Here is a 14514-nt window from a genome sequence, read left to right as displayed (position 1 = left end):
GATTAACTCAATGTATCCAATCCGATCGCCAGCCGGTGATACTGCCATGCATCATCAAGCAGCAAAAAATAGCCAAACAGCTGATAGTGATACTCTGCAGGATCGACGGATGAGTGGAATGGCTTATCCAATGCCGTGGAATAAATCAATTGCCCCAAATAAAGTCCATCGGCGATCTCAACAATTTCATCGAGACAAAAACCGATCGGAACCGGCCCGCCGATCATGGGAAAGCGGTAGTGAAACTGAAACACTTTTTTCTTTTTTCCGTCGCCATTATTCATGGGTAAAATCGACTCCCGGTCGTCCACACCGAGAAAAATGTAGCCTTGCCGCGCAAACGGCGATGGTCCAGCCGCCGATGCTGCTTGCAGCGCTGCATCCGGAATCCGGTAATTCATGTCGACAATCCGCATCAACGGATCCGCCGCAGTGACACGCTTGTCCTGAATATTGTGGCCATCCACCCAATGCGCAGCCGCCTCATTTTCCCAGAATGCCTTGTCTTCACCGGACATACCGCGATCCCAAGCGCCACTTTTCAAATGCTGGGCGTACACACCTTCAGCATCCCAATAATGCGCTTTGTTTTTTTCCACCAGCGTGTAATGCGGGGCGCTGGCCAGGTGTGTTTTCAACGCATGCACACGCTCGAGATAGCGCTCGGCCAGATCATCGCTTTCATCGAGCAGCATGCTCAGTTTCCGCCCGGAAATTTTTTCATACGATTTGCCCGCCCACGGAAAAATATACTTGCCGATACTGTGCCAAATCAGGTTGAGCACGTTGGGTGTACTGTGTCCCAGCGCAAGATTGCTTGCAAGCCGGCCGGGGAAAAGATACTCGTCGCCCGGTTTAGCATTGGAATCGGGACAAAAAGTTTCCGTAAAACCGCAATGCAGATTGAGCGTGGCGCCGTGGTAATAATCAAAACCGGCCGTGCGTGTTGTTTCACCGTACCAATCCGCCGTTTCATCGCTGTCGATACGGATGTTAAAGCCACGTGCGCCGTGCCCCTGAAATAAGCCATTTTCCACCGTTGGCGCAACGCCCCGGCGGAACAGACGGTTGAGTTTCTCGAAATGTTTCAGGTTGTCCTGCGGATTGCTCTGCGCGGAAATTTCAGCGCTGATGCGTTGCAGCATTTGCAAAATCGACTCGCCTTCGCGCAACAATTGGGTCACATCGCCATCTTCCGCGCCTTTGGGCGACTCTTCCAGAATGAAAGTAGTGAATTTATGTTTTAGCGCTTCATTCTGCTTCCAGCCATCAACCCAATCGGTGATTTCCGGCCAGTGCTGCACTCCCGCCGCTGCGGCTTTCTCACCCTCAGACACGCACGCAGTGGATGCCATCTGCGCATACCCCAGCTCGTTGAAGCCGATCTCGCCCGGGCGCGGGCGCAATTGCGGAAATGCATCGTCCGCATAAAATGCCTTGGCATAGGCCGGATCGACCATCAGAAAAAACCCGTTATTCTGATAACCGTACGGATCCTTTTCATCCATCCAGCCCATGGGGAAAATTCGTTTGATATTGTCAATCATCGAGCAGTATGGGTAATTATCGCCGATCGATACGACGTGACCATTCGGCAAAACCAAGGCTCCCAAGCTGTAATGCTGCGTAGCGAACACCAATTGACCTAAATAAATACCGTCGTCGATGCGAACGATTTCATCGATCAAGCGCGTCATGGGGTACACCGGACCGAGGTCAGGCCAGCGGTAATTCAGTTGGTACACTTTCTTACCTTGCATTTCCGGAACCACCGAAGTGCCCATGTTGCAAAGAAAATAACCGCCGGTTTTACTATAGGGAATGGCTTTCTCTTTGGCCAAATTTTCCGCCAGCAGCTGGCAGTCAAATCCGCGCGCATCGGGACGCAGCGGCCGATCTTTCAACTTCCATAATTGCGTCAGCGCGGGCAATCCGATCGCTTGCAGCGCATTGGGATCGGGCGGTTCACGGAAAAAATTGCGCCCGATACGCACAGTAGCCGGATCATAACCGCTCATTGTTTTCGCATCGTTATGGGTTTTTGCTGCCACTGTTTCGCGCGATACCGGCTCAAAGGTTTTCCCCATCCACAAACCGGTATCGGCATACGTCGCATTCCAGGCGGTTGCCATCCATTCGATAGTGGCCATCAGGGATCTTTCCTTGCCGAGCAACTGGGCCGCTTCCTTGAAATAATCGCTATCGCGGATGGAAACGGGAATGCCGATCATCGGCCCGCTGATGACTTCCGCACTGCCGCATTTAAATAAGGTATCCAGTTTTTTATGGATTTCCGGCCAGCGCTGACGCTGATGATTATCCGCCAGGATGCGCTGGTACTCAGCCAGTAGCACGAAGAAACTGCCGTGATACTCGTTTTTCAGAATATCGCTTAATGCCTGAGCCAGTGATTGCTGTTCGTCACTGGAACCCGTTGTGAAATTGCTACTGTTCAGAAAAGCTGTCATGGATCTTCCCCTTACTATTTCCTAGTTAAGTGAGACTGAACGACATGAATCTACATAGACAACAAACCCATCAAACTACAATTTCATCTTACCAATCTTTCCAAAAACTTTTGTAATTATGCAAGTGAACATTGATCATTATCAACAAATCCTAAGTGTTTTGTCGATAGCAATGCTCTTTTTCATTGCTTTCCAAGGCTTTTCTGTTTCCCCGGTTCACATAAGAAGTCTTTTTACCTTATTCCATTTTGATATATCATTACCCCTATCAGGGGATAGAAGAGTTGCTTAAAATCTGAAAATGGACAAAGATTTTTTAGAAAACCGGGAAAGGATGAGCATGCGGAACATACCGATTGACCGCGCTACGGCCATGTTGTCAGTTATTAGAGAGTTTCAACATCTGCCGCCCAAGGACATTGAAATGGTCGCAGCCGCTTGCCAATGGCACCGCTATGACGCGGGGAATGAAATCGTGCGCTATCACGATCACACCAATAGCGCATTTTTCATTGTTCAGGGTGAAATCCGCGTGATGTATCACAGCCTATCCGGACAGGAAGTGATTCTGTGCGATTTACCCACCGGCGAAATGTTTGGCGAGCTGACGGCAATCGACGGTCACCCCCGTTCCGCCACAGCCATCGCCAGAACCAGTACGTTGCTGGCATCGATGCCAGCGCTGGATTTCAAAGATCTGGTGTATTCCAACCGGCTGATAGCCGAAACCATATTGAAGCGCTTGACCGGACAAGTCCGCCGTCTGACCGAACGTGTGTACGATTACAGCACATTGGCGGTGCGCAACCGGATTCAATCGGAATTACTGCGTCTGGCAAGAAATCACATGACTTCGACGAATGTCGCGATCATTTCTCCATCCCCCACCCAAACCGAAATCGCCAATTTGGTCAGCACCCACCGTGAAGCGGTCTCGCGTGAATTGAATAATCTCGTCAGAAGCAACCTCATCCTGCGTCAAGGGCATGATTTACATGTGCTCGATATCGCCAAACTGACTCAAATGGTCAATGAGGCCCGCGGCAGCTTCTAACGGTCTTCACTGTTGTAACATTCCCGGCGTACCATGCCCGATTATTTGTTAAGCCTTGCTTAAATGTGGCAAACTTCGCAATTGAACTTATTACGGGTATTTTAATTCGTGTCTCCCTACGAGCTTTTCATTGGTCTGCGCTATACGCGCGCCAAAAAACGCAATCACTTCATCTCGTTTATTTCACTGATCTCCTTGATGGGCATTACATTGGGGATGACGGCGCTGATTACCGTCATGTCGGTCATGAATGGCTTTCAGAAAGAAGTGCGCACCCGCATTCTGGGCGTTGCATCGCATGTGCAGATCGGCAGCGTGCATGGCAATTTAAGCCATTGGCAGCAAACTGCGGAAGAAGCGGCTAAACATCCCGCCGTCGAAGCCGCCGCCCCGTTCGTCCATGCACAAGGCATGCTGTCGCATAATCAAGTGGTGCAAGGCGTAATCGTGCGCGGTATTTTGCCCGCAATGGAAGATAAAGTGGCTAATTTCTCCCATTCGATGGTCAGCGGCGCACTGGATAACCTGGCGCCGGGAGAATTCGGCATCGTGATCGGCATGGAGCTGGCGCGCATGATGGGCACTTTCGTCGGCGACAAAATTGTTTTGATTTCACCGCAAGGCCAAGTCACGCCTGCGGGCATTTTGCCAAGACTGAAACAATTCACCGTCGTCGGTATCTTTGATGTGGGGCATTTTGAATACGACTCCGGGTTGGTCTTGATTCACATGTTCGATGCGCAAAAATTGTACCGCATGGAAAACGACGATGTATCCGGCGTGCGTTTGAAGCTGACCGATTTGTTTCAAGCACCCAGAGTGGTGCAAGAATTACCCGCGCTGCTGACTATCGATAGTCATATCAGCGACTGGACCAAACAGCATGCCAATTACTTCCGCGCCATCCAGATCGAGAAACGCATGCTGTCGCTGATTCTGGCGTTGATTATTGCAGTTGCGGCATTTAATATCGTTTCGACTTTGGTGATGGCGGTAACCGATAAAGAATCGGATATCGCGATTCTGCGCACACTGGGCGCCAGCCCGCGCAGCATCATGAAGATTTTCATCGTGCAGGGAACGTTTATCGGCGTTTTCGGCACGGTACTCGGCGTAGCCGGCGGCATGCTGCTAGCCTACAACGTCGGTGAAGTGGTGGCATTCATTGAAAGCCTATTCAACGTGCAATTCCTGTCGCGTGAAATTTATTACATCAGCCAGATCCCAACCGATCCGCAGATGGCGGACATCACCACTGTTGCCGTCACTTCGTTTGTTTTGAGTCTGCTGGCCACGATTTATCCCAGCTACCGGGCGTCCAAAGTCAATCCGGCGGAGGCGTTGCGCTATGAATGATGTGGTTATTTCCTGCCGCAATCTGGTCAAGCAATTCTCGCAAGGCGATCTGGCCGTTCCGGTATTAAAGGGCGTCAATCTGGATTTGATCAAAGGCGAGATGCTCGCCATCGTCGGCTCATCCGGCTCGGGCAAAAGCACGCTGCTGCATGTGCTCGGCGGATTGGATGCACCGAGCAGCGGAGACATCCGGATTCTCGGGCAGAATATCGCGCAGATCAGTGAAGAGCAACGCTGCCGCTTGCGCAACGGCTCACTCGGCTTCATTTATCAGTTTCATCATTTGCTGCCCGAATTCAGCGCGCTGGAAAATGTCGCCATGCCGCTGCTGATCCGCCGCCTTCCCAACCAGGAAGCCTACGATCGTGCCGCCGATATGCTCAAACTGGTCGGCTTGAGCCACCGCCTGACGCATACTCCCGGCGAACTCTCCGGCGGTGAACGCCAGCGCGCCGCCGTGGCGCGCGCGTTGGTCACACAACCGGCCTGCATACTGGCGGACGAACCGACTGGGAATTTGGACCGGAAAACGGCCGAGCATGTCTTTGATTTGATGCTGGAGTTAAATCATAAAATCAACGCCAGCCTGATCGTTGTCACGCACGATACGCGTCTGGCCAATCGCGCTCAGCGCATCCAGCAATTGATCGACGGCGTTTTATGCGACATATCCGATGCATCATGATCCTGTAAACAATCCAATGATTTCTGATTTATTTTTGTAACCGGCTTATGCGGACTTTATATACGTACATTATGGTCTTCCCCCAGCGCAGCGCCTTTGTGCTCGTTGCGCTGCTGATTGCCGGTATTGCTGAAGGGTTGAGTCTGACCGCTTTACTGCCTTTGATATCGATCGCGGTCGGTGAATCCGGCGGATCGAGCGATTCCGGCATTGGCAAATTCATGGAGAAAGCGCTGCAAGATATTGGCATTGATCCCACGCTGGATACCATTCTGATCATCATCGTCGGCGGCATGTTTTTCAAGGGATTGGTGCTGCTATTGGCCAACCGCCAGGTCGGTTATACCGTTGCGCATGTGGCCACCGCACTGCGTCTGGATCTGATCGAAGCCTTGCTGGCCAGCCGCTGGCAGTATTATTTGCGCCAGCCGGTCGGTTCGCTCGCCAATTCCATCGCTTCGGAAGCTTACCGCGCCGCCAATGGTTTCGAGCATAGCGTCAATGTGCTGTCACTCATGGTGCAGGTGCTGGTGTATGCCATTGTCGCATTGTTCATCTCATGGGAAGCCACGCTCGCCTCGCTGATTATCGGCTCGTTCCTGCTGTTTGTGCTCAACAGTTTAGTCAGCGCCACGCGCCGCGCGGGCACGAAGCAAACCCATTTATTGCGCGACTTGCTCGCCTACCTGTCGGACGTGCTGAGTTCGGTGAAATCACTCAAAGCGATGGCACGCGACAACGTGGCCGATGCCATTTTGCGCGAACAAACGCAGCAACTGGAAAAAGCCACGCGCCGCGAAGTGATGAACCGGGAAGCATTGAACGCGCTGCAAGAGCCTATTCTGGCCGCTCTGACCGCCAGCGGTTTGTATCTTGCCCTGGTGGTATGGGAGTTGTCGCTGCCGGAAGTCATGCTGATGGTATTTTTGCTGACGCGTATTCTGGGCTTGTTGAACAAAACACAGCGCCGGCACCAGCAACTGGCCGCGCAAGAAAGCGCCTATTGGGCGTTGCGTAAGGCCGCCGAAGGCGCGCGCGCAGCCGCCGAAAGAGCTACTGGAACACTGCAACCCACGTTGCAACAAGGCATTACGCTGCACCATGTGCGCTTCAATTACGATCGCAAAGTCATATTCAGGGACCTGAATATCGAAATACCGGTGAATACGTTTACCGCCGTGATGGGACCATCCGGTGCCGGCAAAAGTACACTATTGGATTTGCTGTGCGGCTTAACCGAACCGCAATCCGGCGAAGTGCGGATCGACGGAGTCTCGCTGCATGACATCAACCTGCGCCAATGGCGCCACATGATCGGCTATGTCTCGCAAGACACCATTTTGTTGCACGACACTATACTGAATAACATTCTGGTCGGCGAACCAACGCTCACCGCCGACGATGCAGAACGCGCACTGCGCCAGGCCGGCGCCTGGGATTTTGTTAGCGCGCTGCCGGATGGCATGTTGACCGTAGTCGGTGAACGCGGCGGATTACTCTCCGGTGGTCAACGCCAGCGGATTGCAATTGCCCGGGCGCTAGCGCACAGCCCGTCGTTCCTGATTCTAGACGAACCCACCAGCGCGCTGGACCCGGAAAGCGAACGCACCATCTGCGAAACACTGCAAAATCTATCCAAGGACTTGACGATTATCGCGGTCTCGCACCAACCGGCAGTCATCAACGCCGCCGACCGTGTGTTCATGCTTTCCAATGGCGAAGCGGAAGCGTTGTCGCAGGAAGTGCAGTTGTAATCAGATTTCGTGATCTTCACAAAACGTTAGAGTATTGCACAGGAATCGTTCGCCATAAGGGCAGATAGCTTAGCTGTAACTCCCGTAGTTCGATTGTAGTCGGCCTCCGCGATCAGCAACCACGCCATCATCACGCAATACCATGAAAACAAAAACGGCGAACGAAGCACGCACTTCCAATTCGCCGTTCGCTGGAAGTGACATCAACTTCCAGTTTTTTACAAAGCGCTAGAAACCATCCCCGCAGCCGCGGTTCGAATTTCCAGCTATACGCTTATTTTGCTTTTTTCAGTTCATCGCATTTAGCGATAAAGGCTTCCCGTGCAGCTTCATCGTTCTTGAATTCTGTCAGCGATGATTCCATGCCTCTTCCTGAACAATTTTCCGAACTTGCTTCGGGAACTCCGCCGCAACCGATCAGGGCGATACTCAGGCCAATAATACAAACGATGCTAAATTTAAAATTCATTTACAATCTTCCTCTAAAAATCTAAAAATACACTATGGCTTGATGGTTATATCCGATTTCTCAATCGTTTGGCGTTGGCCCTGCCACATGAACCTAACAGTGCAATTCTACCTGAATTCTCATGGTCTTAGTATTTCTCCGTGTCCATTTCAGGCAAAATGGAACAAAAGAAGGTATTATTTTCATCCTCGCTAGACCGCCTTTATATAACCCGTCCAAAGGCATAAACACAAGATCACCGCAGTTTCCCGGAGATTATTCGCATGTCATGGAGCTTAACGAATTGGCACCGTAACCGGATCCTTCAGCACGAGGGCATTGCCGATGCCGTCTGGCAAAAATTGATTCATCTGCGTTGCCTGAAGGGACTCAGTCTTGAAGAGCTTTTGCGCTTGCGCGAGTGCGCCACGTTATTTCTGCACGACAAGAAATTTTACGGCGCGCATGAATTGGAAATCACCGAGGAAATGCGTGCCACGATTGCGTTGCAAGCGTGCATTCTGATTCTCAATCTTGACCTGGATTACTACCGCAGCTGGAGCCAGATTATCGTGTATCCCGGCGAATTCATGCTGGATTACGATTACGAGGATGAATTCGGCATCGTGCACCATGTGCAGCACGCGGCGTCAGGCGAAGCTTGGTCTGACGGGCCGGTGATTCTTTCCTGGCAAGATGCGCTGGAACCGGTTTCACACTTGGGGGAAAACGTGGTGATCCACGAATTTGCGCATAAGATCGACATGCTGTACGAGGGCGCCAACGGTTGCCCGGAACTGCACGCCAATATGAGCGCGTATACTTGGCATGAGGTATTCAGCACAGCCTACAAGAAATTCTGCCGCCAGGTCGACCGGCAGCAGGAAACCGTGATCGATCCGTATGCGGCGGAGAGTCCGGCGGAGTTTTTCGCGGTGCTGAGCGAAGCTTTTTTTGAACTGCCGCTCGTCACGCAGGAACATTTTCCTTCTGTGTACGAGCAGCTCGCGCTGTTTTACCGTCAAGACCCGGCAAAACGCTGGCGCTGATACCTGCCGGTTATTTCATCGGTATCGATGCGTATTGATCCACGGCGGCAAGGTCAATTTCCGCGTATGCATTGACGACAAAATCCGCTTTTTGCAATTTGCCCGGATCATACGTTGTACTGATCGCGATGCAACACATCCCGGCGCTTTTTGCGGCATCGATCCCATGCGGCGCATCTTCGATGACGACGCAATGTTCCGGCGCTGACCCCAGCTGTTGCGCGGCATACAGAAAAATATCCGGATTCGGCTTGGAGCGGTAACCGACTTTGTCGAGCGTATAGATTCTATTTTCAAACAACGCTGAAAGATTGAGGTGCTGATCGACGAGTTTCAGCAGATCCTGATCCATCGCCGTTGCGACACAGGTTTTGTAATGATTGCGCACGGATTCGTAGAACGTCAGGAAACCTTCGATAAAAGCAGTTTCATGAATAAAAAGTTCACGTACGATATCCGCGCGCTCGCGCGCCAAGGCTTCGGTATCGCCATCGAACCGATACGCCTGCCTCATGATTTCCACGCCTTCGGCCAGTGTGCGCCCGGTGAGCAACGGTTTGATCCGTTCCCGGTCATAGACAAAGCCCCGGCGTTGCAAAAAAATCGCCTGCCCCTTGTCCCAGATCGTTTCGGTATCGATGACAATGCCTTCCGCATCGAAAATAATGGTATCAATCATGGCACCGTTCTCACATTACAGCCGTTCATGCAGCGCAGCTCATTGTCTGTTTTCTATTTACCCTTTTTTAATAAACCGCCGACGCTGCCGAATAGCTCGCTGAAGGTTTTCTCGCCAATGGCGCCGTACGCCAGCAGCGCCGCCAGCATCATCACGACAAAGAAGCTGAATTCAAGCAAGCCGAATTTATCGTTGACCATCAGATAAAAACCCAGTCCCGAAAGCAAAGTCACGAAACCGATAATGACAGGGCCGGTTTTCCAGCCGCCGGACTCGGTACGGGATTCGGGCATCCGCGCGGGGAGATCGGGATACTCAGCGCCAGCGTGCTTCTGCATCACCGCCAAAGCCGACAATGCTTTTGCCGTAGCCCAGGAAAATAATCGCGGCCCGTAAAAAGCACCGGTGCTTTCATCAATCTTATCCTTGAGGCTATGCATGGCCTCATGCGCCAATGCGCTCTTTTTGTCGTCGACGCTTTCCGACCCCAGCAGCAGCTTCATCAATAAGGTATCGGCCATCACCATGAACCCATAACCGCCGGTTTGGCCATCCGTAACCTGGATTTGGTCAATCTCCACCCATTCTTCCCGCAGCCGGATGGCTTTATCAGGGTTGCGCAGCAGCCATTCGATCGCTTGCTTCTCCTGCTCCGGATACCGGCTCAAATTATTGGCGCGGGCAATTTGCAATACCAGTGCGGCATAGATGGTGTGAATGCCTTGCAACGACCCTGGCGCGCCGAATGAGCCGCGCACTTCATCCCCGCCCTCATGATAGTAAGCCTCCACCAGATGTTGCAGGCTCTCCTGAATCTGGGTCTGATACGCGCCGGGGTAGGCATCGCAGGCATCGAGCATGGCATTCAGCGCAAAACACGTGGGCATCAGCGCATCGGGTTTGCCGCGCGCATAACCCCAGCCTTTGGTGTTTTCATTTCTGCGGCCCAGCAACCACACGAACGCCAATTGCAGAGGCTTTTCGTCGATTCCCTTGCCCGCCTTGATGAGCGCCTGGATCGCATAGGTAGTCCGCACCAAGTCCGGAATATCAACGGTTTCACCTTCGTCCGTGGTTAATTCCCGTGGCCATGAACCGGCATCCGAGCCATCCAATGTCTGATGTTTCAGCAGAAAATCAACCGCGCCGCGGATCGCGCCGGTGCCCGCATTGCAAACCCCGCTATCGATCAGCGCAATCACAGCCTCAGCTGTATTCAGCACGTTGACATGACTGCCGCGCCGTTCGCCCCATCCTTTGGATTCTTTATCCTGTTGCTGCTCCAGCCATCGGCCCGCATGATTGATAATTTCAGTGATCCGAGTCATGGAATTCCCCTTTCAATTTCTTAGCCCCCGGTATGTCCGGGCGCACGCATGAAGTTATTGCCGGAATGATGTCAACCAATCAATTTGCAGTATGGCAGGATGTACGGATGCTGGGAAGTAGATCACGCGAGCGATAATTTTTACAGAAATTGCCATGAAATGACAAAATACCGGTTTGTGCAGGCTCACTGAACCTTCTGGACTAACGGCGGAATATGAAAAAAACCGGTTGGACACTCATCATCGCCACGCTGGCGCTGACTGCATACCTCAGCTTATGGCCGGTACCGGTAGAGCCGGTGAGCTGGCAAGCACTCGCCGCGCCAGGGTATACCGGCCCGCATGCAGCGAACGACCGGCTTACCGGCATCCGATTAATCGCTCTGGGCGATGAAACCGGACCGGAACATGTCGCATTGGCGCGTAACGGCAAGCTGTATGCCGCGATGGCCAGCGGCAATATCGTACGCATGAATCCCGACGGCACGGCACAAGAAGTATTCGTCAGCACCGGCGGTCGCGTGCTGGGTTTCGGCTTTGATGCCGCCGGCAATCTGATCGCCGCCGACGCCATGAAAGGATTGCTGTCGATCGGACCGGATCGCGCTGTTCGCGTTCTGATTAACACCGTGAACGGCGATCCGATCCGCTACGCCAATGCGGTCGTGGTCGCAGCCAACGGCAAGATTTACTTCACCGACGCCTCAACCCGGTTTGCGCCGAAGGACTGGGGCGGCACTTTCGCGGCCAGCATCCTCGATATCATGGAGCAATCGTCTACCGGGCGGGTTCTCGAGTACGATCCAGCATGCAAAATGGCACGCATCGTGGCCAGGGGATTGAGTTTCGCCAACGGAATCGCGCTCTCGCAGGATGAACAAACGCTGTTCGTCAACGAAACGGGCCGGTATCGCGTGTGGAAAATTGACGTAACCGCCAACGATCTCGATGTTATGCAAGGTTCGCCGCAAGCTGCCGTGCTGCTCGACAATCTGCCCGGCTACCCGGACAACCTGATGCGCGGCCTTGACGGCAGATTCTGGCTCGGCTTCGCCAAACCGCGTAACCCGGTCATCGACGCCATGAGCGATAAACCGCTGCTGCGCAAAGTCACGCTGCGCCTGCCGCGCGCATTGTGGCCGGTGCCCAAAGCTTATGGCCACGTGATCGCATTTACCGAGGACGGCACCGTAACCGCCAATCTGCAAGATCCCACCGGCGCTTACCCGGAAACCACCGCCGTGACCGAAACGCGCGACCGGTTATACATCCAAAGCCTGCACGCCAAAGGATTGGGCTGGCTGGCGCGCTGAACCGGTGAAACCGGAATTAACGGTGCAAAACATAACGCCGGTATTCGCAATTCCCCACATGTATATCCCGCAATTGAGAATCTGCGATGCCGCCCTCAAAATAGGCGGCAAATACCCGCATCGTTTCTTCATGGGCGACTATCAGCAGCGTTTTCTCCGGCTGCGCTTTTAGCCAATCGATAAAACGCAGCACGCGCTGTTTGTGATCCAACAACGACTCGCCGCCATTCACGCGTGCCCGCAGCGGATCGTGGCCGATTGCGGCAAAATAATCCGGCATCGGTTGGCTCTCGAACCCCGAGCGGATATCCGCAAGATCCGCGTGCATCTCGATTGGCACGGCATGATGGCGATTGACGATTTCCGCCGTCTGACGCGTGCGCGGCAACGGTGAAACGATAATGCGCTCAAACGCCGCATCGCGGAGCTCATGTGCTACCGACTGCGCTTGCGCGATGCCGGTTTCCGTCAAATACACATTCCGGTTGGGATCGTCGTTACACAAACCCAGGTCGTTGTAATTCGTGCGCCCGTGGCGCATGCAGTAAACATTCATACACCGTCTACAAAAAATTTATATCATCAGTGACACTTGCGTAAAACATTTTATCTCTATCCTATTAGAGAGTAGTATGAAACGTGCAGTTAAATGATTTTTCACAACAAAGGAGTAAGATGATGGGCTCAATCAATCAAGTTAAGCAATATTTCCATTCTTCTTTAGTTGCACTATCTCTCGGCGCTATCGCACTGTCCCCAGTGTCAGCAGCGGCAGAAACCTTTGGCAGCACCACGGACACATTGCTTCGAGGTAGTGTCGGCGGCAGTTTTCCAGGGGAATTTTATGGCGGCTCTCTGTCGGGCGGCTTTCCTGTTGTACTGACTGAAGCAGAAGCGCGCAGCTCGGTATTGGGAGCACCCGACGATCGTTTTTTATCGCTACCGGGTGAGCCTGGCGTTTCGGGCACAGCTTTCACCGGTGCTTATATTGAAGTAGGCTTCGGCTCCAATTTTAGCGCCAACAACATACTCAAAATCTGGGAAACCGGAGATAGCGCCGAAAGCGCGCAATTATTTCTCTGGACTGACAATGGCGGCAATATCCAACCGACCGTTACCACCAATGCAGCGGGTGTAATTACCTTGGATCTATCCGGTTATGCGGGTATCCTTGCCGGACTCGGAGCTACAGCATTTACCAAAGTAGGCATCGGCGGTCTTGACGTATTAGGTGCCAGTCAAGGATTCGACCTCGATGCGATTTCTATCTCACCGATACCGGAACCTTCCACCTATGCGCTCTTACTGGCTGGTATTGCAGTACTCGGCTGGAATGTTCGTCGTAATAAATTAAGTTAATTTGCAATACCTCATATCCCGCAGCCAAGCTGCGGGATAGCGCCAAAGACTACACGCAGCTCCTGAATTCTCAGATCATCTTTCACAATATTTTTCCGATTTGCTTGAAAAAAACTACCCGCAACTCATTGTTATTAATATTATCAGTGGTCATCTGTATTTGAGCGGTGATGTAGAAACTGCCGGATGCGAATCAAAATATCCATGCATCCGGCTACCGCATGTATCGCGGTAGCTCACCGCCATTTCTTGCAACTATCTTTTGTTGTAAATGGCCACCCCCACCCGGTCGATATGCGCGACCAGATCGGTGTTTTCCAGTTGATAATACTGCGACAAATCGACGGTATACGGCAGCATCAAATCGTCGATCTGGTCTTCGATCTGCATGAACTCGGCGAACGGAATTTCATCGCCTTTGATGGTCAAGTCGATATCGGAACCGGCGCGGAGAATTCCCTTGGCGCGCGAACCGTAGATCAGCACCGAATTGATGGCGTCGTGCTGCGCAAACACAGTGTTGAGTTTTTCCAATGTCGCGGGCGATAAGCCGAATGGCCACTCACCGGTCATGGCCGGTATTTTTCCATTTCTGTTTTCAGCGCAACGAATAGCGGATAATAATCGCGAATGATAGCCTCCACCAAGCGTTCGGCGGTACGCTCATCGTACGTATGCGATGAGATATCGCGGCTCTGAATCATCGCCATCCACTGTTCGCCGTCGCCGATCAGCTCAACCTTGAATGCTTCCCGCGTGGCATCCTTTGAGCCTTTGATATCTTGATTGCCCTGATCCCGCAAAAAATCCTTCAACATATTCCAGGCTAATTCATGCGTGAATTCGAATGCCTGAATCACTCCCTGCTTTTCCAACAAAGTAAGTGCACGCTGCGAACTGAGTTCGACAGCCTCTTGCAATTGCAGCAAGGCTTTTTGGTAACTGGCAAAACGTTGCTGCCAGCGGATATCCGGGTTGGTCATTTTGCTTTTATGTGCGAGTTAAAAAAACTTCAGTCGTC

General features: G+C 52.4%; 15 protein-coding genes. 7 read left to right on the top strand and 8 right to left on the bottom strand.

Going from position 1 to position 14514, the window contains the following annotated elements; all coding sequences use genetic code 11:
• Positions 1–2: 2 nt before the first annotated feature.
• Positions 3–2468, bottom strand: coding sequence for a hypothetical protein (locus DU481_RS01325; protein WP_350131570.1), 2466 nt, complete (start codon positions 2466–2468; stop codon positions 3–5).
• Positions 2469–2808: 340 nt separating this feature from the next.
• Here DU481_RS01325 and DU481_RS01320 point away from each other — a divergent pair, with 340 nt between their 5' ends.
• The 4 genes from DU481_RS01320 to DU481_RS01305 all read left to right on the top strand — a co-directional run bounded on the left by DU481_RS01320 (position 2809) and on the right by DU481_RS01305 (position 7317).
• Positions 2809–3522: a Crp/Fnr family transcriptional regulator gene (locus DU481_RS01320; RefSeq protein WP_258192876.1), complete on the top strand. Its 714-nt coding sequence runs from the start codon at positions 2809–2811 to the stop codon at positions 3520–3522.
• Between the two features lie 108 nt (positions 3523–3630).
• Positions 3631–4878, top strand: coding sequence for a lipoprotein-releasing ABC transporter permease subunit (locus tag DU481_RS01315; RefSeq protein ID WP_350131567.1), 1248 nt, complete (start codon positions 3631–3633; stop codon positions 4876–4878).
• Complete coding sequence (lolD, locus tag DU481_RS01310) at positions 4871–5563, top strand: lipoprotein-releasing ABC transporter ATP-binding protein LolD (protein ID WP_350131564.1); 693 nt, start codon at positions 4871–4873, stop codon at positions 5561–5563. The genes DU481_RS01315 and lolD overlap by 8 nt, the downstream gene beginning before the upstream one ends.
• 47 nt (positions 5564–5610) lie before the next feature.
• Entirely contained in the window at positions 5611–7317 is a 1707-nt protein-coding gene (locus DU481_RS01305; protein WP_350131561.1) for an ABC transporter ATP-binding protein, read from the top strand.
• A gap of 69 nt (positions 7318–7386) precedes the next feature.
• Here the strand turns inward: DU481_RS01305 and DU481_RS01300 are convergent, their stop codons facing one another.
• Together DU481_RS01300 and DU481_RS01295 are read right to left on the bottom strand one after the other, a co-directional pair.
• Positions 7387–7521: a hypothetical protein gene (locus DU481_RS01300; protein ID WP_350131558.1), complete on the bottom strand. Its 135-nt coding sequence runs from the start codon at positions 7519–7521 to the stop codon at positions 7387–7389.
• 70 nt (positions 7522–7591) lie between these two features.
• The gene (locus DU481_RS01295) at positions 7592–7786 is read right to left on the bottom strand and encodes an entry exclusion lipoprotein TrbK (protein ID WP_090314789.1); all 195 of its coding nucleotides are present in this window, start codon (positions 7784–7786) and stop codon (positions 7592–7594) included.
• Positions 7787–8049: 263 nt separating this feature from the next.
• Here DU481_RS01295 and DU481_RS01290 point away from each other — a divergent pair, with 263 nt between their 5' ends.
• Positions 8050–8814 (top strand): M90 family metallopeptidase, encoded by a 765-nt coding sequence (locus tag DU481_RS01290; protein WP_350131555.1) that lies wholly within the window; start codon positions 8050–8052, stop codon positions 8812–8814.
• 10 nt (positions 8815–8824) lie between these two features.
• Here the strand turns inward: DU481_RS01290 and DU481_RS01285 are convergent, their stop codons facing one another.
• Together DU481_RS01285 and DU481_RS01280 are read right to left on the bottom strand one after the other, a co-directional pair.
• The gene (locus tag DU481_RS01285; RefSeq protein ID WP_350131553.1) at positions 8825–9493 is read right to left on the bottom strand and encodes an HAD family hydrolase; all 669 of its coding nucleotides are present in this window, start codon (positions 9491–9493) and stop codon (positions 8825–8827) included.
• 53 nt (positions 9494–9546) lie between these two features.
• Positions 9547–10821, bottom strand: a complete 1275-nt coding sequence (locus DU481_RS01280) for a prenyltransferase/squalene oxidase repeat-containing protein (protein ID WP_350131550.1) — start codon at positions 10819–10821, stop codon at positions 9547–9549.
• A gap of 215 nt (positions 10822–11036) precedes the next feature.
• On the opposite strand from DU481_RS01280, the gene DU481_RS01275 reads away from it, so the two are divergent.
• Positions 11037–12134 (top strand): SMP-30/gluconolactonase/LRE family protein, encoded by a 1098-nt coding sequence (locus DU481_RS01275; protein ID WP_350131547.1) that lies wholly within the window; start codon positions 11037–11039, stop codon positions 12132–12134.
• 16 nt (positions 12135–12150) lie between these two features.
• On the opposite strand, the gene DU481_RS01270 is transcribed toward DU481_RS01275, so the two are convergent.
• The gene (locus DU481_RS01270; RefSeq protein ID WP_350131545.1) at positions 12151–12690 is read right to left on the bottom strand and encodes a histidine phosphatase family protein; all 540 of its coding nucleotides are present in this window, start codon (positions 12688–12690) and stop codon (positions 12151–12153) included.
• Positions 12691–12809: 119 nt separating this feature from the next.
• Here DU481_RS01270 and DU481_RS01265 point away from each other — a divergent pair, with 119 nt between their 5' ends.
• Positions 12810–13493, top strand: coding sequence for a PEP-CTERM sorting domain-containing protein (locus DU481_RS01265; RefSeq protein WP_350131543.1), 684 nt, complete (start codon positions 12810–12812; stop codon positions 13491–13493).
• A gap of 255 nt (positions 13494–13748) precedes the next feature.
• Here the strand turns inward: DU481_RS01265 and DU481_RS01260 are convergent, their stop codons facing one another.
• The gene (locus DU481_RS01260; RefSeq protein ID WP_350131540.1) at positions 13749–14066 is read right to left on the bottom strand and encodes a nucleotidyltransferase domain-containing protein; all 318 of its coding nucleotides are present in this window, start codon (positions 14064–14066) and stop codon (positions 13749–13751) included.
• Positions 14063–14476: a nucleotidyltransferase substrate binding protein gene (locus DU481_RS01255; RefSeq protein ID WP_350131537.1), complete on the bottom strand. Its 414-nt coding sequence runs from the start codon at positions 14474–14476 to the stop codon at positions 14063–14065. Before DU481_RS01255 ends, DU481_RS01260 begins: the two co-directional genes overlap by 4 nt.
• Positions 14477–14514: the final 38 nt, after the last annotated feature.

The sequence above is a fragment of the Nitrosomonas sp. genome (assembly GCF_040240425.1).
Classification (GTDB): Bacteria; Pseudomonadota; Gammaproteobacteria; order Burkholderiales; family Nitrosomonadaceae; genus Nitrosomonas.
The sequence above is the reverse complement of the archived record's forward strand: the minus strand, read 5'-3'. Positions and strand labels throughout refer to the sequence as shown.

Coding starts and splice junctions, on each gene's coding strand:
- lolD (WP_350131564.1), top strand. CDS start 4,871: ATGAATGATGTGGTTATTTCCTGCCGCAATCTGGTCAAGCAATTCTCG.
- DU481_RS01255 (WP_350131537.1), bottom strand. CDS start 14,476: ATGACCAACCCGGATATCCGCTGGCAGCAACGTTTTGCCAGTTACCAA.
- DU481_RS01325 (WP_350131570.1), bottom strand. CDS start 2,468: ATGACAGCTTTTCTGAACAGTAGCAATTTCACAACGGGTTCCAGTGAC.
- DU481_RS01290 (WP_350131555.1), top strand. CDS start 8,050: ATGTCATGGAGCTTAACGAATTGGCACCGTAACCGGATCCTTCAGCAC.
- DU481_RS01270 (WP_350131545.1), bottom strand. CDS start 12,690: ATGAATGTTTACTGCATGCGCCACGGGCGCACGAATTACAACGACCTG.
- DU481_RS01320 (WP_258192876.1), top strand. CDS start 2,809: ATGCGGAACATACCGATTGACCGCGCTACGGCCATGTTGTCAGTTATT.
- DU481_RS01280 (WP_350131550.1), bottom strand. CDS start 10,821: ATGACTCGGATCACTGAAATTATCAATCATGCGGGCCGATGGCTGGAG.
- DU481_RS01295 (WP_090314789.1), bottom strand. CDS start 7,786: ATGAATTTTAAATTTAGCATCGTTTGTATTATTGGCCTGAGTATCGCC.
- DU481_RS01275 (WP_350131547.1), top strand. CDS start 11,037: ATGAAAAAAACCGGTTGGACACTCATCATCGCCACGCTGGCGCTGACT.
- DU481_RS01265 (WP_350131543.1), top strand. CDS start 12,810: ATGATGGGCTCAATCAATCAAGTTAAGCAATATTTCCATTCTTCTTTA.
- DU481_RS01285 (WP_350131553.1), bottom strand. CDS start 9,493: ATGATTGATACCATTATTTTCGATGCGGAAGGCATTGTCATCGATACC.
- DU481_RS01260 (WP_350131540.1), bottom strand. CDS start 14,066: ATGACCGGTGAGTGGCCATTCGGCTTATCGCCCGCGACATTGGAAAAA.
- DU481_RS01305 (WP_350131561.1), top strand. CDS start 5,611: ATGCGGACTTTATATACGTACATTATGGTCTTCCCCCAGCGCAGCGCC.
- DU481_RS01300 (WP_350131558.1), bottom strand. CDS start 7,521: ATGTCACTTCCAGCGAACGGCGAATTGGAAGTGCGTGCTTCGTTCGCC.